Annotated in this window: 17 protein-coding genes and 2 pseudogenes; 9 read left to right on the forward strand and 10 right to left on the reverse strand. The window is 71.5% G+C overall.

Annotated features, from left to right (window positions below):
• The gene (locus tag OHO27_RS38060; protein ID WP_328429477.1) at positions 1-1,356 is read right to left on the reverse strand and encodes a dipeptidase; all 1,356 of its coding nucleotides are present in this window, start codon (positions 1,354-1,356) and stop codon (positions 1-3) included.
• Between the two features lie 133 nt (positions 1,357-1,489).
• Here OHO27_RS38060 and OHO27_RS38065 point away from each other — a divergent pair, with 133 nt between their 5' ends.
• Entirely contained in the window at positions 1,490-2,746 is a 1,257-nt protein-coding gene (locus tag OHO27_RS38065) for a geranylgeranyl reductase family protein (protein WP_328429478.1), read from the forward strand.
• A 12-nt stretch (positions 2,747-2,758) separates the two neighbouring features.
• On the opposite strand, the gene OHO27_RS38070 is transcribed toward OHO27_RS38065, so the two are convergent.
• Positions 2,759-3,208, reverse strand: a complete 450-nt coding sequence (locus tag OHO27_RS38070) for a nitroreductase/quinone reductase family protein (protein WP_328429479.1) — start codon at positions 3,206-3,208, stop codon at positions 2,759-2,761.
• Between the two features lie 142 nt (positions 3,209-3,350).
• Between OHO27_RS38070 and OHO27_RS38075 the strand changes: the two genes are divergently transcribed.
• The 3 genes from OHO27_RS38075 to OHO27_RS38085 all read left to right on the forward strand — a co-directional run bounded on the left by OHO27_RS38075 (position 3,351) and on the right by OHO27_RS38085 (position 6,063).
• On the forward strand, positions 3,351-4,040 hold the full coding sequence (locus OHO27_RS38075) for a TetR/AcrR family transcriptional regulator (RefSeq protein ID WP_328429480.1): 690 nt from the start codon (positions 3,351-3,353) through the stop codon (positions 4,038-4,040).
• 101 nt (positions 4,041-4,141) lie between these two features.
• Complete coding sequence (locus tag OHO27_RS38080; RefSeq protein WP_328429481.1) at positions 4,142-5,401, forward strand: sensor histidine kinase; 1,260 nt, start codon at positions 4,142-4,144, stop codon at positions 5,399-5,401.
• Positions 5,398-6,063 carry a response regulator transcription factor gene (locus tag OHO27_RS38085; protein WP_328429482.1) on the forward strand — a complete coding sequence of 222 codons (666 nt, stop codon included), beginning with the start codon at positions 5,398-5,400 and terminating at the stop codon, positions 6,061-6,063. The genes OHO27_RS38080 and OHO27_RS38085 overlap by 4 nt, the downstream gene beginning before the upstream one ends.
• On the opposite strand, the gene OHO27_RS38090 is transcribed toward OHO27_RS38085, so the two are convergent.
• A complete protein-coding gene (locus tag OHO27_RS38090; RefSeq protein WP_328429483.1) occupies positions 6,024-6,329 on the reverse strand; it encodes a DUF6332 family protein in 306 nt (101 codons plus the stop codon). The two genes, OHO27_RS38085 and OHO27_RS38090, sit on opposite strands and share 40 nt — an antisense overlap.
• A 58-nt stretch (positions 6,330-6,387) precedes the next feature.
• On the opposite strand from OHO27_RS38090, the pseudogene OHO27_RS38095 reads away from it, so the two are divergent.
• Positions 6,388-6,474, forward strand: a pseudogene (locus tag OHO27_RS38095) (GNAT family N-acetyltransferase); the annotation flags it as partial.
• Between the two features lie 21 nt (positions 6,475-6,495).
• On the opposite strand, the gene OHO27_RS38100 reads toward OHO27_RS38095, so the two are convergent.
• Positions 6,496-7,974 carry an MFS transporter gene (locus OHO27_RS38100; protein ID WP_328429484.1) on the reverse strand — a complete coding sequence of 493 codons (1,479 nt, stop codon included), beginning with the start codon at positions 7,972-7,974 and terminating at the stop codon, positions 6,496-6,498.
• 85 nt (positions 7,975-8,059) lie between these two features.
• Here OHO27_RS38100 and OHO27_RS38105 point away from each other — a divergent pair, with 85 nt between their 5' ends.
• Positions 8,060-8,437: a MarR family winged helix-turn-helix transcriptional regulator gene (locus OHO27_RS38105; protein WP_328429485.1), complete on the forward strand. Its 378-nt coding sequence runs from the start codon at positions 8,060-8,062 to the stop codon at positions 8,435-8,437.
• A gap of 48 nt (positions 8,438-8,485) precedes the next feature.
• Here the strand turns inward: OHO27_RS38105 and OHO27_RS38110 are convergent, their stop codons facing one another.
• Positions 8,486-9,226 (reverse strand): maleylpyruvate isomerase family mycothiol-dependent enzyme, encoded by a 741-nt coding sequence (locus OHO27_RS38110; RefSeq protein WP_328429486.1) that lies wholly within the window; start codon positions 9,224-9,226, stop codon positions 8,486-8,488.
• A 158-nt stretch (positions 9,227-9,384) separates the two neighbouring features.
• Between OHO27_RS38110 and OHO27_RS38115 the strand changes: the two genes are divergently transcribed.
• Complete coding sequence (locus OHO27_RS38115) at positions 9,385-9,975, forward strand: DM13 domain-containing protein (protein WP_328429487.1); 591 nt, start codon at positions 9,385-9,387, stop codon at positions 9,973-9,975.
• Between the two features lie 55 nt (positions 9,976-10,030).
• Here OHO27_RS38115 and OHO27_RS38120 read toward each other — a convergent pair whose 3' ends face one another.
• Positions 10,031-10,420 (reverse strand): VOC family protein, encoded by a 390-nt coding sequence (locus OHO27_RS38120; protein WP_328429488.1) that lies wholly within the window; start codon positions 10,418-10,420, stop codon positions 10,031-10,033.
• Positions 10,421-10,488: 68 nt separating this feature from the next.
• A complete protein-coding gene (locus OHO27_RS38125) occupies positions 10,489-11,658 on the reverse strand; it encodes an MFS transporter (RefSeq protein ID WP_328429489.1) in 1,170 nt (389 codons plus the stop codon).
• A 182-nt stretch (positions 11,659-11,840) separates the two neighbouring features.
• On the opposite strand from OHO27_RS38125, the gene OHO27_RS38130 reads away from it, so the two are divergent.
• Positions 11,841-13,319 carry a glutamate--cysteine ligase gene (locus OHO27_RS38130; protein WP_328429490.1) on the forward strand — a complete coding sequence of 493 codons (1,479 nt, stop codon included), beginning with the start codon at positions 11,841-11,843 and terminating at the stop codon, positions 13,317-13,319.
• Between the two features lie 25 nt (positions 13,320-13,344).
• On the opposite strand, the pseudogene OHO27_RS38135 reads toward OHO27_RS38130, so the two are convergent.
• The 3 genes and pseudogenes from OHO27_RS38135 to OHO27_RS38145 form a co-directional block, all read right to left on the reverse strand.
• A pseudogene (locus tag OHO27_RS38135) lies at positions 13,345-14,461 on the reverse strand (Gfo/Idh/MocA family protein).
• Positions 14,431-15,141 carry a ThuA domain-containing protein gene (locus OHO27_RS38140; RefSeq protein ID WP_328429491.1) on the reverse strand — a complete coding sequence of 237 codons (711 nt, stop codon included), beginning with the start codon at positions 15,139-15,141 and terminating at the stop codon, positions 14,431-14,433. The pseudogene OHO27_RS38135 and the gene OHO27_RS38140 overlap by 31 nt, the downstream one beginning before the upstream one ends.
• A gap of 92 nt (positions 15,142-15,233) precedes the next feature.
• Complete coding sequence (locus OHO27_RS38145; protein WP_328429492.1) at positions 15,234-16,115, reverse strand: class I SAM-dependent methyltransferase; 882 nt, start codon at positions 16,113-16,115, stop codon at positions 15,234-15,236.
• A gap of 73 nt (positions 16,116-16,188) precedes the next feature.
• On the opposite strand from OHO27_RS38145, the gene OHO27_RS38150 reads away from it, so the two are divergent.
• On the forward strand, positions 16,189-16,620 hold the full coding sequence (locus OHO27_RS38150) for a helix-turn-helix domain-containing protein (RefSeq protein ID WP_328429493.1): 432 nt from the start codon (positions 16,189-16,191) through the stop codon (positions 16,618-16,620).
• Positions 16,621-16,788 lie beyond the last annotated feature (168 nt).

Below are 16,788 nucleotides of genomic sequence, written 5' to 3' on the forward strand. Positions count from 1 at the left end.
TCAACTCGCCGCGTAGTTACGGAGGAACAGCGCCTCCGCGACCGACAGCCGCTCCAGCTCCTGCGGGGACACGCTCTCGTTCACGGCGTGGATCTGGGCCTCCGGCTCGCTCAGGCCGATGAGGAGGATCTCCGCGTGCGGGTAGAGGGAGGCGAGGGTGTTGCACAGCGGGATCGAGCCGCCCTGGCCGGCGTACTGCATCTCCTGGCCCGGGTACGCCACCGCCATCGCGTCCGCCATGGCCTGGTACGCCGGGCTGCTCGTGTCGGCGCGGAACGCCTGGCCCTGGCCTATCTGCTCGGTGCGCACCCGGGCACCCCACGGCGTGTGCGTCTCCAGGTGGGCCTGGAGCAGCTTGGTCGCCTCGGCGGCGTCGACGCCCGGCGGCACCCGCAGGCTGATCAGCGCCCGGGCGCTCGCCTGCACGGACGGGGTGGCGCCGACGACCGGCGGGCAGTCGATGCCCAGGACGGTGACGGCGGGGCGTGACCAGATACGGTCGGCGACCGTGCCGGAGCCGATCAGTCCGACGCCGTCGAGGACCTTGGCGTCCTTGCGGAACTGCGCCTCGTCGTACTGCAGACCCGGCCACGCCGACTCGTCGGTCAGCCCGTCCACCGTCGTCGAACCGTCCTCGGCGCGCAGCGAGTCCAGGACGCGGATCAGCGCGCCGAGTGCGTCCGGAGCGGCCCCGCCGAACTGGCCGGAGTGCAGGTTGCCTTCGAGTGTGTCGATCTGCACGCGCATGAGGGTCATGCCGCGCAGCGTCGAGGTCACCGTCGGCAGGCCGACGCGGAAGTTGCCCGCGTCGCCGATCACGATGGTGTCGGCCGCCAGCAGGTCCGGGTGTGCCTCGGCGTACCGCTCCAGACCGCCCGTGCCCATCTCCTCCGAGCCCTCGGCGATCACCTTCACGTGCACCGGCACGCCGCCGTCGGCCTTGAGCGCGCGCAGCGCCAGCAGGTGCATGATCAGGCCGCCCTTGCAGTCGGCGGCGCCGCGCCCGTACCAGCGGCCGTCGCGCTCGGTCAGCTCGAAGGGCGGGGTGTGCCAGGCGGCCTCGTCCAGCGGGGGCTGCACGTCGTAGTGGGCGTACAGCAGGACCGTCTTCGCACCCGCGGGACCGGGCAGGTAGCCGTACACCGACTGCGTGCCGTCGGGGGTGTCCAGCAGCGCCACGTCCTCGAAGCCCTCCGCGCGCAGGGCGTCGGCGACCCAGCGGGCGGCGCCCTCGCTCTCGCTCCTCGGGAACTGGTCGAAGTCCGCCACCGACTTGAACGCCACCAGTTCGGTGAGCTCCGCCTTCGCCCTTGGCATCAGCGAGGCGACGGTCTCGGCGACCGGATTCGACGACATGGGCACGCTCCTTGTGGGTGCGACGTTGTACCAGTGAGTGCTGTGATCCTCCCACAGCAGCCTGCGACGATGCCCGCCGTAGGATGCGGGGGACAGCAGGCGTAGGCGGCTTGATCGGGAGCAGTAGACCATCGTGAGCAGCGAGAACTCTTCGGCGGACGACGTGCAGCAGGTGTGGGACGTCGTCGTGGTGGGCGCGGGACCCGCGGGGGCCTCGGCCGCGTATGCGGCGGCCGTCGCCGGGCGGAGCGTGCTGGTGCTGGAGAAAGCGGAACTGCCGCGCTACAAGACATGCGGCGGCGGCATCATCGGACCCTCGCGCGACTCGCTCCCACCCGGCTTCGAGCTGCCTTTCCGGGACCGGGTGCACGCGGTCACGTTCTCCAACAACGGCCGCTTCACCCGCACCCGCCGCTCCAAGCACATGCTGTTCGGGCTGATCAACCGGCCCGAGTTCGACCAGCAACTGGTCGAGCACGCCCAGAAGGCGGGCGCCGAACTGCGCACGGGCGTGACCGTGCAGCGCGTCGAGCAGCACGGCTCGGCGGTGCCGGACCGGCGCAGCGTCGCCGTGGTCCTGCAGGGCGGCGAGACGCTGCTCGCGCGGGCCGTCGTCGGCGCGGACGGCAGCGCCAGCCGGATAGGAGCCCATGTCGGGGTGAAGCTCGACCAGGTGGACCTCGGCCTGGAGGCGGAGATCCCGGTGCCGGAGACGGTCGCCGAGGACTGGCAGGGGCGGGTGCTCATCGACTGGGGGCCGATTCCCGGCAGTTACGGCTGGGTGTTCCCCAAGGGCGACACGCTCACGGTCGGGGTGATCTCGGCGCGTGGTGAAGGCGCCGCGACCAAGCGGTACTTGGATGAGTTCATCGGGCGGCTCGGGCTGGCCGGGTTCGAACCGAGCATCTCCTCCGGCCACTTGACGCGCTGCCGCGCCGACGACTCGCCGCTGTCGCGTGGGCGGGTGCTGGTGTGCGGTGACGCGGCGGGCCTGCTGGAGCCGTGGACCCGCGAGGGAATCTCGTTCGCGCTGCGGTCGGGGCGGCTCGCGGGGGAGTGGGCGGTGCGGGTCGCCGAGGCGCACGACGCCGTGGACACCCGGCGCCAGGCGCTGAACTACGCCTTCGCGATCAAGGCGGGACTCGGCGTCGAGATGAGCGTCGGCAAGCGGCTGCTGACGGCGTTCGAGCGCCGGCCCGGGCTCTTCCACATGGCGCTGACCGGTGTCCGGCCGGCCTGGAAGGCGTTCATGGACATCACCCGCGGCGCCACGTCACTGGGCGAGATGGTCCGTACACATCCCATGGCCCAGCGCGCCCTGACCGCGCTGGACCGCCGCCGGCTGCCGGACCCGACTCCGGCGCCGGCACCCGACGAGGCCACTTCCTGACGATGATCCGGGTCACTTCTCGACGGTGATCCGGAAGACGGGGTGGTCCGGGGCGGCCGCGACGATCTCCGCGTCGGAGGACTTCGCGGTGACCCCGTCGAAGTACTGGTTGACCTCCCAGCCCCACTTCTCCAGGTAGGTCCGCAGGATCGGGAGCTTCATCCCGTCGGGAATCTCCACCGCGGAGAACTGGCGTACCTTGCGCCCGACGCGCAGTTCCCCGCCGCCGGCGGCACGCATGTTGCGCACCCACTGGGAGTGGCCGCGGGCCGAGACGAGGTACTGCGTTCCCCCGTACGTGTGCGGGTTGACCGGGATGCGCTGCATGGAGCCGCTCTTGCGCCCGCGCACGGACATCTCCGCCGTGCCCGCGATGCTGAACCCGTGCCGGGCCAGCCAGCCGACGACGCTGTTGAATCGGACGTTCAGCGGGCTGCCCTTGAGGTAGTACGGCGACGACATCGATGACTCCCGGAGTTCGATCTCGAGATTGAGAGAGCGGTGCTCTCGCTTGAGAGCAGTGTGCACGAGATTGCTGATCCAGGGCAAGAGCAGTGCTCTCGAATATGTGCACTGCTCTGTGATCCGTGGAAGACTGGCTCACATGAGCAGCACCACACAGGGCGCACGTGCCCGGGCCCGGCTGGAAGTCACGGCGGCCATCAAGGACGAGGCGCGCAGACAGCTCGCGGCCGAGGGCGCCGCGAAGCTCTCGCTGCGCGCCGTGGCCCGCGAACTCGGCATGGTCTCCTCCGCGCTCTACCGGTACTTCCCCAGCCGGGACGACCTGCTGACCGCTCTCATCATCGACGCCTACGACTCCCTCGGCGAGTGCGCGGAGGCCGCACACGGCGAGGCCGCCGGTGCCGGGCCCGTGCGGCGCTGGACGGCGGTCGCGGAGGCCGTACGCGACTGGGCGCTGCGGCATCCGCACGAGTACGCGCTGATCTACGGCTCGCCCGTGCCCGGCTACACCGCGCCCGACACCACGGTCCCGCCCGCCTCCCGCGTCGGCCTCCTCTTCATCGGCATCCTCCGCGACGCCCACCAGCACTCCGGCCTCACCGAACCGCCCCTGTCCCCCGAACTGCGCCCCGAGGCCGAGCGCATGGCCGCCGACCTGGCCCCAGACCTCCCCCCGGCCGCTGTCGCGGCCCTGATCGCCGCCTGGGCCCAGCTCTTCGGGCTCGTCGGGTTCGAGTTGTTCGGGCAGTTCCACCGGGTCGTGGAGGACCGGGAGGCCTTCTTCCGGCATGCGGTGGGCCGGCTCGCCCAGGACGTGGGACTGGCGTGAGCCGCCGAGGAGGGGGAGGAGGGCGTACTTCGCGGGGAGTATCCGTGATCACCACGCCCGGGTGACGCCGCCCGGCAGCCATCGCGTCTAGCGTGGCGGACATGGATGAGCAGCAGGTACGCCGGGGCGGCGGTCCGCCGATGTGGTGGCGGCAGGGGCCGCCGTGGTGGAACCGCTGGGAGGACGAGGAGCACGCCTCTCGCTGGCCCTGGCGCTCCACGCTGCTGATCACGGTCTTCGTCATGGCCGGCTCGAACTTCGCGGCCGAGGGGCAGCTGGACTACCGGGCCCCGCTCGACCCCTTCGCACGCGCCCTGCTGTTCGTGGCGTCGGCCCTGCTGCTGTGGCGCAAGCGGTACCCGGTGGCCGTCGTCTTCGGGACCGCGGTCGCCGCGACGCTCTACCTCGGCGCCGGATACCCGTACGGCCCGGTGTTCCTGGCCGTCGCCGTGGCCTGCTTCAACGCCATCGTCACCGGACATCGCAGGGCCACCTGGGCTGCGGTGGGGGTGTTCTGGATCGGACACGCCCTGGTCGCCCACTGGCTGTACCAGTGGCTGCCGCCGTCCGGCGACTCGGCCGCCCCCTGGGGGCAGGAGGGTGTGATCGCCGCCTGGGTGGCGGCGATCGTGGCGGTTTCGGAGCTGGCCAGGACCCGGCGCGAGCAGTGGGTACGGGAGCGGGCCGAGCGGGCGCAGGCAGCGCGGAGGCGCGCCGACGAGGAGCGGCTGCGGATCGCCCGCGAACTGCACGACGTCCTCGCGCACAGCATCTCCGTGATCAATGTGCAGGCGGGCGTCGGACTCGCCCTCCTTGACACCGACCCAGAGCAGGCGCGCACGGCCCTCACCACCATCAAGGCCAAGAGCAAGGAGGCGCTCGGCGAGGTCCGCCAGGTCCTCGACACCCTGCGCACCCCCGGCGACGCGCCCCGCGCCCCGGCCCCCGGCCTCGACCGGCTGCCCGAACTGGTGGAGCAGGCGGCGAGCGCGGGCCTCACCGTCGAGGTCGAGGGCGAGCCGCCCCGCCTGGCACCCGGCACGGACCTCGCGGCCTTCCGGATCATCCAGGAAGCCCTCACCAACGTCGTGCGCCACTCGGAGTCACGGCACGCACGCGTGCATCTCGACCCTTCCGACGGGACGACGCTACGGCTGCGCATCGACGACGACGGTCCCGCGACCGGCACCGACGCGGGCGGCAGCGGCAACGGACTCGCCGGAATGCGGGAGCGGGCGGCCGCCCTCGGTGGCACGATCGAGGCGGGCCCGCGTGCCGACGGCGGGTTCCGGGTGCTAGCCGTACTGCCGTTGAAGGCTCCCGCCGGCGAACCGAGCAACCACGTCAAGGAGGACCGGTGATCCGCGTACTGCTCGCCGACGACCAGTCACTGGTGCGGGCCGGCTTCCGCGCGCTGCTCGACGCACAGCCCGACATCGAGGTGGCGGGGGAGGCATCCGACGGCGAGGAGGCGGTGCGCAAGGTGCGCGAACTGCGGCCCGACGTCGTCCTGATGGACATCCGCATGCCGCTCCTCGACGGCCTCGCCGCGACCCGCCGGGTCACCGGCGACGGCGACCTCACGGGCGTCAAGGTGGTCATGCTCACCACCTTCGAGCTCGACGAGTACGTCTTCGAGGCCATCCGCTCGGGCGCCTCCGGCTTCCTGGTCAAGGACACCGAGCCCGACGAACTCCTGCGCGCGGTAAGGGCGGTGGTCGACGGTGACGCGCTGCTGTCGCCGGGTGTGACCCGCCGTCTCATCGCCGAGTTCGCCGCCCGCTCCAAGGAGCCCGCGGCCGCCGACGCCCTCGCCGAACTCACCGAGCGCGAGCGTGAGGTGATGGCGCTGGTCGGCATCGGACTGTCCAACGAGGAGATCGCCCGGCGCCTGGTGGTCAGCCCGCTCACCGCGAAGACCCACGTCAGCCGCACGATGGTGAAGCTCGGCGCCCGGGACCGGGCCCAACTCGTGGTGCTGGCCTACGAGTCCGGGTTGGTACGGCCGGGCTGGCTGGGCTGACCGGCCTCGCCTGCCGCGGCCTTCCGCTGCCCGAAGCGGACCAGCACACTGACGACGCGGGCGACGAACAGCACGGCCGCCGCAGTCGTCCCCGCCGCGACGAGCGTGGTGCGCGTCCCGGCCGACACGTCGAAGGCGAACGCCGGTCCGGCCACGGCCCCGAACAGCACGGCCGCCGCGAACGCCGCACTGCACAGGGCGTATCCGATCTCGACGGTGATCGCGTCCCGCTCGGCCTGACTGCGCCGTCCCCCATACATGGTCATACAGGGAGTTTCACAGGCGTGCGCCAGGCGGAGCAAGGGGCGCCGCCGGGCGCACTTTGACGCAGAGCGGCCGGGTCACGTCCGTCCCGATGCCGGAGAGACCGAAATCGGCTACCTGTTCCTGCCGGAGGCGTGGGCGGATGGCCTCCGGCACCGGCCGCGGCCCCTAGTCGCCTACGGTGACGCGTTCCGCCTCCAGCGGTGCGGACTTGGCGACCACGACGGTCTGCTGCTCGCTACGCGTGCGCAGTCCGGTGAGGGCGATGAGGAGACCCGCGACCGCGATGCCCGTGATCACGACCAGAGCCGGCATGTAGCTGTCGAGGTGAGCCTGCGGGGGTGCGGACTCCTCGGGCGTGTTCGCGGTCAGCACCGCTGTCACCACCGCCAGGAAGAGTGCGCCGCCCACCTGGACCGAGGTGTTGAGCAGACCCGAGACCATGCCCTGCTCGTGTTCGTCGACGCCGTTCGTGGCCTGGACGTTCAGCGAGGGGAAGGTCAGCGCGAAGGCCGAGCCGACCAGCAGCATGGTGGGCAGGATCACCGCCGCGTAGACCGGGTCGAGGTCGATGCGCAGGAACAGGACATAGCCCGCGACCATCAGGGCGAAGCCGATCGCGATCAGCCGTGCCGTGCCGAACCGGTCGATGATCGCACCGACCTTCGTCGCCGACAGTGCCACGAGCGCGCCCGCAGGCAGGAACGCCAGAGCCGTGTGCAGCGCCGACCAGCCGAGCAGCTCCTGCATGTACAGCGTGACCAGGAACTGGAAGCCGATGTAGCTGCCGACGAACGTCAACGCGCCCAGTTGCGCCCGCACTTGAGCCCCGGAGCGCAGCACACCGAGCCGGATCAGTGGGCTGGGGCTGCGCCGCTCGACGCGGACGAAGGCCGTCAGCATCACGACGACGGCGACGAAGGACAGGACCGTGCGCGCGGAGCCCCAGCCCGCTTGCGGCGCTTCGACGACGGTGAAGACGAGCAGCAGCATGGAGGCGGTGCCGAGGACGGCGCCCGGGATGTCGTAGCCGCCGGTGTTCTTCTCGCGCTCGGTGCGCGGAAGCAGCTTCAGGCCGACGGCCAGGGCGATCAGCGCGACGGGCGCCGGGAGCAGCATGGTCAGGCGCCAACTGGCCTCGGTGAGCAGGCCGGAGAAGACCAGCCCCATCGAGTAGCCGGTGGCACCGCAGGTGGTGTAGATCGCCAGTGCCCGGTTGCGTACGGGGCCCTCGGCGAACGTCGTGGTGATGATGGACAGACCGGCGGGCGCGGTGAAGGCGGCGGCCAGGCCCTTGATGAAGCGGCTTGCGATCAGCAGCGGGCCCGAGTCGACGAGCCCGCCGAGCAGCGAGGCGAGCGCGAAGACGGCGAGGGCCACCAGGAAGACCTGGCGTCGGCCCAGCAGGTCGGCGGCCCGACCGCCGAGGAGGAGCAGTCCGCCGTAGCCGAGGATGTAGCCGCTGACGATCCACTGCAGGGTCGAGGTGGACAGGCCCAGGTCGGCGCCGATGGACGGCAGGGCGACGCCGACCATCGACACGTCGAGTGCGTCCAGGAACATTGCGGCGCACAGCACCAGCAAGGTGCCCCACAGCCGGGGCGTCCAACGCCCGTCGGACGCGGGGGAGATGAGCGGAGAGGTCATGGCCGAGACACTACATGCGCATGCATCGAATGCAAATGCATTTAATTCCAGTGCAACAAAACGCGGTTTCTGCTACGGTGCGGCCATGGCGGCGACGAAGGCCGAGCGGGCGCTCGTGGACCAGTGGCGGGACATCCTGGCGCTGCATGCGCGTACCCAGTGCGAACTCGACCGTGCGCTGCACCAACACGGCCTGTGCGCCAGCGACTTCGAGGTCCTGGACGTGCTGGCGGACGGTGCCTGTTCGTACCGGGTCCAGGAGATCTCCGAGCGCGTCCATCTGAGCCAGAGTGCCCTCTCGCGGCTGATCGCCCGGCTGGAGAAGGACGGACTCGTCGAGCGCGGTATGTGCGCGGAGGACCGGCGGGGTGTGCGGGTGGCGCTCACGGCGAAGGGGCGCACGCTGCACGGCGAAGTGCTGCCGGTGCAGCGCGCGGTGCTGACGAGGATGCTGGCGAACTGACGGGCGTGAAGCCCGGGTCGGGCCGCGCGTTGGCTCCGCTCAGCGCCATCAGCTCCAGGTGACCGCGGAGTTCTCCCGCCACAGCGTGGCGACGGCGGCGTCGCCGGTCACGTGCGGGAAGGGCAGCCGGTTCCACAGCGCCAGATACAGCCGTGCGACCGGCCCGGAGATCTCGCAGTCGGCCTGAGCGGCATCGCCTCGCCGGGGCACCGGCGGTTCCTGCGACAGCCGTACGGTCCACACCGCGTCGTCCGTGTCCGTCGCCCGCACCCGCAGCACCCGGGATTCGGCGCTGCGGACCCGGCTCCTGCGCCGGGCGTGGAAGGCCAGCAGCAACTCGTCGATGCCGTCCGCCGCGAAGTCGGAGTCGATCCCGCTCGGGGTATCGCCGCGTGCCGTCTCCGCGTCGAAGCGGTGCACGGTCGTCTCGTGCGCCTGTCTGCGGGCCCAGAACGCGAGCGGCGAGGGAGCGGGCAGGAACTGCCAGCAGCGCACGTCGGCCGGAGCGCCGGCCAGCGTGTCGACCAGGTGACGGTGCCCCTCCCGGAACCAGGCGAGCAGCTCGGCGCCGTCGAGGTGGGGCAGGCCGCCGTCGGGGTGCGCGGAGGTGTGACCCTCGGCCACGAACTCCGCCGCCCAGCGGTGCACCATGCCCGTGTGCCGCAGCAGATCCCGCACCTGCCAGTCCGGACAGGTCGGCACCTCGGCCTCGGACCCGGCCGCCTCGGCTGCCGCTGCCAGCAGCTGCCCCTCGCGGTCCAGGGTTCGAACGAAGTCGGCGGTGTCCATGGGGTGAGTGTGCCGGACGGAACACCCGCAGTCCTGGCGGCCGGGCGTCGGGACGTAAGGGTTTCGTCATCACCCCCGGTGTGCACGGCGGGCCTTGAGTTCCGTTGAATGGACGTCGACGGACGGTCGACGGACGACTCTCAGGAAGTGGGGCGGTCATGGGGCGGGTGCGCAGGAAGCTGTTCGGGCCGTGGGGTATCGGGGTCCTGGTGCTGACGGTGGCCGTGGGCGGCTTCGGGCTGTACTGGTTCCAGCCGTGGAAGCTGTGGCAGGACCGGACCGTGGAGGAGGCCCTGCCCGCGGCGGCGCAGACCCCGGCAGGGGCGACCTCCTCGCCGGGTGCGTCCTCACCGGGCGCGTCCTCACCGGAGGGGCCGGCCTCCTCGGCGCCCGGCCCGAAGACGCTGGCCGGCGGTGAGCTGATCAGCCACGAGCACACGACGTCGGGCACGGTGAAGCTGGTGCGGCTGGCCGACGGCTCCCATGTCGTACGCCTGGAGAAGCTGGAGACCAGCAACGGACCCGACCTGCGCGTGCTGCTGACCGACGCGCCCGTGAAGGAGGGCACGGCCGGCTGGCGCGTCTTCGACGACGGCGCGCACATCAGCCTCGGCAAGCTCAAGGGCAACAAGGGCAGCCAGAACTACGCGGTGCCGCAGGATGTCGACCTGTCGCGCTACAGCAGCGTGAGCATCTGGTGCGACCGTTTCGACGTGTCGTTCGGGGCGGCGGAGCTCGCGCGGGTCTGAGCCGTGTCAGGGCGCCGGGTGCTGCCATGGGCGTCCATGGCGTGGTGCGGGGAGTTCAGGACGGGCTGGGAAACAGGCAGAACTCGTTGCCCTCGGGGTCGGCCAGGACCCAGTGGTCCTCCTGGCGGTCCTGGACCGTCGCGCCGAGGGCGGTGAGCCGGCCGAGCTCGGCCTCCGGGTCGGTGGAGACCAGGTCCAGGTGGAGGCGGTTCTTCACGCGCTTGGGCTCCGGCACGACCTGACACCACAGCCGAGGGCCGCCGCCACGCGGCTCGACGAGCACGGTCGGGTCGTCCTCCGGGCCCGAGATGCCTTGCGCGCGCAGCCGCGCCAGTTCGGCGTCGTCGTACGGGGCAATGGCGTGGTCATCGAGGGCGGCGGCCCAGAAGCGGGCCATGGCGGCCGGGTGGGCACAGTCGATGACGAGGTCGTGGAGGCGTGCCATCCGGTCATGATGGGGCCGGGGAGTGGGCCGCACAACGTCCTGGGCCGGGGGAGGGCGTACGGCCTCGGTCAGTTGGGTGCGGTGTGCCGGGTCGCGACGCCGATGAGCGTGGCGATCGCCGCCAGTACGGCCACGCTGGTGAGGGCGACGGGCAGGGAGAACCAGTCCGCCATGAAGCCGATGGCGGGTGGTCCGAGGAGCATGCCGCCGTAGCCGAGGGTGGAGGCGATCGCGACTCCGCTCGGTCCTGCGAGGGTGCCCGCGCGTTCGACGGCGACGGGGAAGAGGTTGGCGAGACCGAGTCCGGTCACCGCGAATCCGAGCAGCGCCGCCCACAGGGAGGGTGCGAGCGAGCCGAGGACCATGCCGGCCGCCGCGGTGGCGCCGCCCGCGACGACGGTACGGCCGTGGCCGAGCCGTTCGAGCAGGGCCGTACCGGAGAGCCGGCCGATGGTCATGGCCAGGGCGAAGCACGAGTAGCCGATGGCTGCGACACCGGGTGAGGCGGCCAGGTCCTGTGCGAGGTGCAGGGCACCCCAGTCGGCCATGGCGCCCTCGCCGTAGGCCGTGCACAGGGCGATCAGGCCGAAGACGATCACCAGTCCGCGCGTTCGGGGATCCAGACGGCGCGGGGCGTCGTTCGCGGGGCGGCCGGGGCTCGTGGGCGTCGGCGGCTCGTGGCGCAGCAGCGTACGGCCGGCCACTGCCGTCACCAGCAGCCCGATGACGGCGAGGCTCAGCAGATGCCGGGTGGGGGAGAGGACCCCCGCGACCAGCCCGCCGAGGCCCGCGCCGACCATGCCGCCCAGGCTGAAGGCCGCGTGGAAGCTGGGCATGATGGGCCGGCGCAGGGCGGTCACGAGGTCCACGGCGGCGCTGTTGAAGGCGACGTTGATGCCGCCGTAGGCGGCCCCGAAGATCAACAGGACGGCACCGAGCGCGAGCGTCGAGTGCGTGAGCGGAGGCAGCGCCACACTGAGGGAGAGCAGGACGGCGCAGACCACGGTGACCTCGTGGGTGCCGAAGCGGCGGCAGAGCCGGCCGGTGAGCGTCATGGTGAGCACGGCACCGGCGGAGACGCCGAGGAGGGCCAGGCCGAGATCGCCGGCCGACGCGCCGGTCTGCTCCTTGATGGCGGGAATGCGGACGACCCAGCCGGCGAAGAGGAAGCCGTCCAGGGCGAAGAAGGTGGTCAGGGCGATACGGAGGCGGGAGAGGTCGTTCGGGGTGCCCGGCACGGCGTTGTGCGATCGGGCTTTGTTTATTTGCGGCACAAACTCAGGCTAAGCGGGGACGGGGGTGACGACAAGAGGGGACCGGGAGAGGGGACCGGACCAGGTCGGTGCCCTGACTGTCCCGCTGCCGCCCGAAGTGCGACGCTATGACCAGAGGTATCCGCCGAGGGAACTCGGGAGGGCGCATGGGACGTGACGTGCCGGCCCTGGTGTTCACGCGGGAGGATCGCCGTCGGTACCGGGAGAAGATGCACACCTGCCTCGATGTGCTGGCGCAGATGCTGCGCGAGTCGACCTTCGAGAGCGAGCGGCCCCAGGTCGGGCTGGAGATCGAGCTCAACCTGGTGGACGACGACGGACTGCCGGCGATGCGTAACACCGATGTGCTCCAGGCGATCGCCGACCCCGCCTGGTCGAGCGAGCTGGGCCGCTTCAATCTGGAGATCAACATTCCGCCCAGGGAGCTGACCACCGGTGGCCCCGGCGCCTGGGAGCAGGCGATCCGTGACGCGCTCAACCACGCCGAGGACCGCGCCTCGGCCGTGGGTGCCCACCTGATCATGGTCGGCATTCTGCCGACCCTGGGGGAGACGGACGTCGGCGAGCGGGCGCTGTCCGGTGACCCGCGGTACCAGCTGCTCAACGAGCAGATCTTCGCGGCTCGCGGCGAGGACCTGCGGATCACGGTGGACGGTGTGGAGCGCCTGGCGACCTATGCCGACACCATCACCCCCGAAGCCGCCTGCACCAGCACCCAGTTCCACCTCCAGGTCGCACCCAAGGAGTTCGCGGCCTACTGGAACGCGGCCCAGGCCGTCGCCGGCGTGCAGATCGCCCTGGCGGCGAACTCCCCCTACCTCTTCGGCCGGGAGCTGTGGCGGGAGACCCGTATCCCCCTGTTCGAACAGGCCACCGACACCCGCCCGCAGGAGATCAAGGCTCAGGGCGTGCGACCCCGGGTGTGGTTCGGGGAGCGCTGGATCACCAGCGTCTTCGACCTGTTCGAGGAGAACGTGCGCTACTTCCCGGCGCTCCTGCCGCTGTGCGACGACGAGGACCCGCAGGACGCACTCAACGACGGCGGTGCTCCGGAACTGGGCGAACTCACCCTGCACAACGGCACGATCTACCGCTGGAACCGTCCGATCTACGCCGTCACCGACAGCGGTCCGCATCTGCGCATCGAGAACCGGGTCCTGCCGGCCGGGCCCACGGTGGCCGACATCATCGCCAACGGCGCCTTCTACTACGGCCTGACCCGCGCCCTCGTCGACGAGGACCGGCCGATCTGGACGCGGATGTCGTTCTCGGTCGCCGAGGAGAACCTGCACACCGCGGCCCGCGACGGCATCGACGCCCGCCTGTACTGGCCCGGCATGGGCGAAGTGCCGGTCGCGGAACTGGTGTTGCGGCGCTTGCTGCCTCTGGCCCATCGTGGCCTGGAGCTGGCCGGGCTGGACGCGGCCTGGCGCGAACCCCTGCTGGGCATCATCGAGCAGCGCTGCATCACGGCACGCAACGGCGCGCTGTGGCAGGCGGAGACGGTCCACCAGCTGGAGAAGGCGGGCGTGTCGGACCGGAAGGAGGCCCTGCGGCAGATGACCACGGCGTACATGGACTACATGCACCTCAACGCCGCCGCGCACACGTGGCCCGTGGACTGACCCCTGCCGCGCACCGCGACTCGGGTCAGCCGGCGTCCCTCATTGCGCCTCTCCACTCCTCCGCGGCCGTCAGCGGAACAGGAACCGGGGGCTCCACCGAGGTCGCCAGCTCGATGCGGCGCCCCTCGGCCGACGAACGGAGCAGGGCGCTCATCGTCTCCAGCACGTGCAGGGCGAGTTCGCCGTTCGCGCGGGGAGCCCGCCGCCCGTCCCCGGCGACGAAGTCGAGCAGGCCGACGCCCCGGGCGCCGTCGACGTAGCCCGCCGAGGGCGGGAGGGTGCGCCACTGTGTGACGCCGAGTTCGAAGAGCCGCACCTCACCGTCGAAGCGGTTCGGGTCCGGAACCGCGAGGGTCCCCGTCTCGCCGTGGACCTCGATCGGAGCCGCGGTCGTGGCCACGCCGTCGAAGCTCGTCGTGATCGTCGTCAGGGTGCCGCCGACATGCTCCAGCACACCGGAGACATGACTGTCCACCTCCACCGGTATCCGCTCACCCGCGCGCGGGCCCGAACCGATGACGCGCTCGGCACGCAGCCGGCCGGCCGCCCCGATCACGGCACGGACGGGGCCCAGCAGATGGACCAGGGACGAGAGGTAGTACGGCCCCATGTCCAGCAGGGGGCCACCCCGGCCGTGTAGTAGAAGTCGGGGTGAGGATGCCAGCGTTCGTGCCCCGGCGTGACCATGACGGCGGTGGCGAACTGGGGGCGTCCGATGCGGCCCGCCGCGACGGCCACGCGCGCCGTCTGGATGCCGGTGCCCAGGACCGTGTCCGGCGCGCACCCGACACCGACCCCGCCTTCGCGGCGGCCGCCATCACGGTGTGCGCCTCGGCGAGGCCGGCGGCCAGCGGCTTCTCCCCGTAGACGTTCTTCCCGTGGCCGATGGCGCCGAGGGCGATCTCGGCGTGCGCCGCGGGAACGGTGAGGTTCAGCACGGTGTCCACGTCGGGGCTGCTCAGCAACTCCTCGACGGTCAGCGCCTCGACGCCGGGGACCTCGGCGGCGACCGCCGTGGACCGGGCGGCGTCGAGGTCGGCGACCGCGGTGACGCGCACGGCCGGATGGCCGACGAGCGTGTCCAGGTAGGCGCGGGAGATGACGCCGAGACCTACGACGCCGACGCGGTGCGCGTCGCCCACAGCATGCCCCTCTCGATGACGGTGCGGACGTTCGGGTTCTCCAGCACGTCGAGGCTGTGCCCCGGCGTCGTCACCAGGACGCGCCCGGCGCCCCACTGCCGGGCCCAGACCGCCGGCGAGGTGACGGGGCGGGGCCACGGCTGCCACGGCCGGACGGGGTGGGTGGTGGTGGCCAGGACGTCGATCAGGTCGTCGTGGAGCACCCAGTACTGCTCGGTGTGCAGTTCGAAGTCCTCGATGCCGGCCGTGACGGGGTGCTCGCGGCCCAGCTCCGTGATGTTGACGACGTGCGGCAGGTAGTTGTCCTCCTGGACTCCCCGGCGTTCACACGGCTCCTTGCCCGGATGGGTCGCGAACTGCCCGCCCACCAGATGGAGATAGTCGGAGGAGGCGCGAAACGAGTCGGCGATGCCGCCGTGCCAGCCGGTGAAGCCGGTGCCGGCCACTACCGCCGCGCTCAGTCCCGCCAGCTGCTCGGCACCGATCTGCGACATCGTGACGCACTGCACGACGAGATCGGTGCCGGCCATCTCGGCGGCGTCGGCGTAGACGTCGGTCGACTCCTCGATCCGGACGACGTAGCCGTTGCTCCGCAGGAAGGGCAGGAACAACTCCGTGGCCCGGACCGGGTCGTGCCCCTCCCAGCCGCCTCGGACCACCAGGGCCTTCTTCCGCGTCATCTCGTCCCTTCGTGAGGCCGGAGAACAGCGTCACCACTATGCGCCGGGCTCCTGCTCCTCGGAAAGAGTCGCCGGATTCTGCGAAAGTTTCGCTACGACGAGGCGGGCGAGGCCGACGGGGAGGAAGCGGACGTCGCTCGGGCGCCGACCAGCCAACAGGCCGACGTGAAACGGACCTCCGTGCCCTGCACAAAGCTGTCGAAGGCGGCGCGAACGGTCTCGACGACCCGTGCGCGGGTCTCTTCGTCCGCCTCGGGCAGCACCCGCCCGACCGGACCGAGGCGGGTGAAGTACCGGATCAGCTCCCGCTCGGGCAGCGTGCAGGGCACGTCGACCGGCCGGATGTCGATGCCGGACCACCCGCTCTCCGTCAGGATGCGACGGACCCTGTCCGCGTCGGCGAAGGCGAACTGCCCCGGCTCGTCCGGCCGGCGGACGGGGAGGTTCGGCAGGAGCGGCGCCGCGGCGCGCTCGGCCGTCGTCATGAACGGATTCTCGGCGGGGCCGCGCCAGACGATGAACCGCAGCGCGGCTCCGTCCCTGGCGGCGCCCCGCAGGTTCGCGAAGGCCCGGACGGGGTCGTTGAAGAACATGACGCCGAAGCGGGAGATGACGGTGTCGAACGTGGCGGGTTCGAAGGCGTGCTCCTGCGCGTCGGCCCGGATGAAGGACACGGGCGTGTCCTCCCGCTCGGCGCGCGCCCTGGCGGCGGTGATCATCGGTTCGGAAATGTCGAGGCCGACGCACCGGCCCGCCGGACCGAGCCGCCGCGCCACGGCCACCGTCGTGCCGCCCGTACCGCAGCCGACGTCGAGCACCTGCCCCGTCCGCCCGGCGGGCATCGCCTCGATGAGCAGCTCTTCGAACGGCCGGAGCATGTCGTCCAACAACGCCTGCGTGTCGACCCAGGCGTTGCCACTGGCCCCGCTCCAACGGGCCGCCTGTTCGTCGTCGGACCTGCGCCTGTCGTCCATATCGCCTCCTGTGCTTGCGTTCGTCGGGCCGGGGTGACAGCGTGCTACTTCAAGTCGACTTGAGGTCAAGCGGATGACGGACCTGGACATCGCCGAGGTGGCGCAGCGCGCCGGGGTTCCCGCCTCGACGCTGCGGTTCTACGAGGAAAAGGGGCTGATCGCCCCGACCGGCAGGCGGGGCCTGCGCCGACAGTACGATTCTGGCGTACTGGAACGCCTGGCGCTGATCGCGCTGGGGCGCACCGCCGGGTTCTCGCTCGACGAGATCGCACGCATGTTCACGCCGGATGGGCAGCCGAGCATCGACCGGCAGATGCTCTCGGCGAAGGCGGAGGAGCTGGACTCCAGGATCCGCGAACTGGGCGTCCTGCGGGACTCCCTGCAGCACGCGGCGTCCTGCCCCGCGCCGAGCCACCTGGAATGCCCCACCTTCCGCCGCCTCCTCGCGGCCGCCGCATCCGGATCTGGCGCCGTACCGAGAAGGCGGGCGCCAGGAGCGCCGTGAAGCCCCGTCAGGAGTCGACGGATCAGACCCACCCCTGTTCCCAGGCGCGGTGCGCGGCCGCATGGCGGGGTGGGTGCCGCCCGGCTCGGGTGGCCGAAAACGGCCGAGAAACGCCGGGGCGGGTCCGTAACCGGGACACGCCCCGTACGTTGCCACCAGTGGTCTCTC

The organism is Streptomyces sp. NBC_00443 (assembly GCF_036014175.1).
Classification (GTDB): Bacteria; Actinomycetota; Actinomycetes; order Streptomycetales; family Streptomycetaceae; genus Streptomyces.

Coding starts and splice junctions, on each gene's coding strand:
- OHO27_RS38140 (WP_328429491.1), bottom strand. CDS start 15,141: ATGACGCGGAAGAAGGCCCTGGTGGTCCGAGGCGGCTGGGAGGGGCAC.
- OHO27_RS38130 (WP_328429490.1), top strand. CDS start 11,841: ATGGGACGTGACGTGCCGGCCCTGGTGTTCACGCGGGAGGATCGCCGT.
- OHO27_RS38145 (WP_328429492.1), bottom strand. CDS start 16,115: ATGGACGACAGGCGCAGGTCCGACGACGAACAGGCGGCCCGTTGGAGC.
- OHO27_RS38070 (WP_328429479.1), bottom strand. CDS start 3,208: ATGTCGTCGCCGTACTACCTCAAGGGCAGCCCGCTGAACGTCCGATTC.
- OHO27_RS38090 (WP_328429483.1), bottom strand. CDS start 6,329: ATGACCATGTATGGGGGACGGCGCAGTCAGGCCGAGCGGGACGCGATC.
- OHO27_RS38060 (WP_328429477.1), bottom strand. CDS start 1,356: ATGTCGTCGAATCCGGTCGCCGAGACCGTCGCCTCGCTGATGCCAAGG.
- OHO27_RS38080 (WP_328429481.1), top strand. CDS start 4,142: ATGGATGAGCAGCAGGTACGCCGGGGCGGCGGTCCGCCGATGTGGTGG.
- OHO27_RS38100 (WP_328429484.1), bottom strand. CDS start 7,974: ATGACCTCTCCGCTCATCTCCCCCGCGTCCGACGGGCGTTGGACGCCC.
- OHO27_RS38115 (WP_328429487.1), top strand. CDS start 9,385: ATGGGGCGGGTGCGCAGGAAGCTGTTCGGGCCGTGGGGTATCGGGGTC.
- OHO27_RS38150 (WP_328429493.1), top strand. CDS start 16,189: ATGACGGACCTGGACATCGCCGAGGTGGCGCAGCGCGCCGGGGTTCCC.
- OHO27_RS38120 (WP_328429488.1), bottom strand. CDS start 10,420: ATGGCACGCCTCCACGACCTCGTCATCGACTGTGCCCACCCGGCCGCC.
- OHO27_RS38075 (WP_328429480.1), top strand. CDS start 3,351: ATGAGCAGCACCACACAGGGCGCACGTGCCCGGGCCCGGCTGGAAGTC.
- OHO27_RS38110 (WP_328429486.1), bottom strand. CDS start 9,226: ATGGACACCGCCGACTTCGTTCGAACCCTGGACCGCGAGGGGCAGCTG.
- OHO27_RS38105 (WP_328429485.1), top strand. CDS start 8,060: ATGGCGGCGACGAAGGCCGAGCGGGCGCTCGTGGACCAGTGGCGGGAC.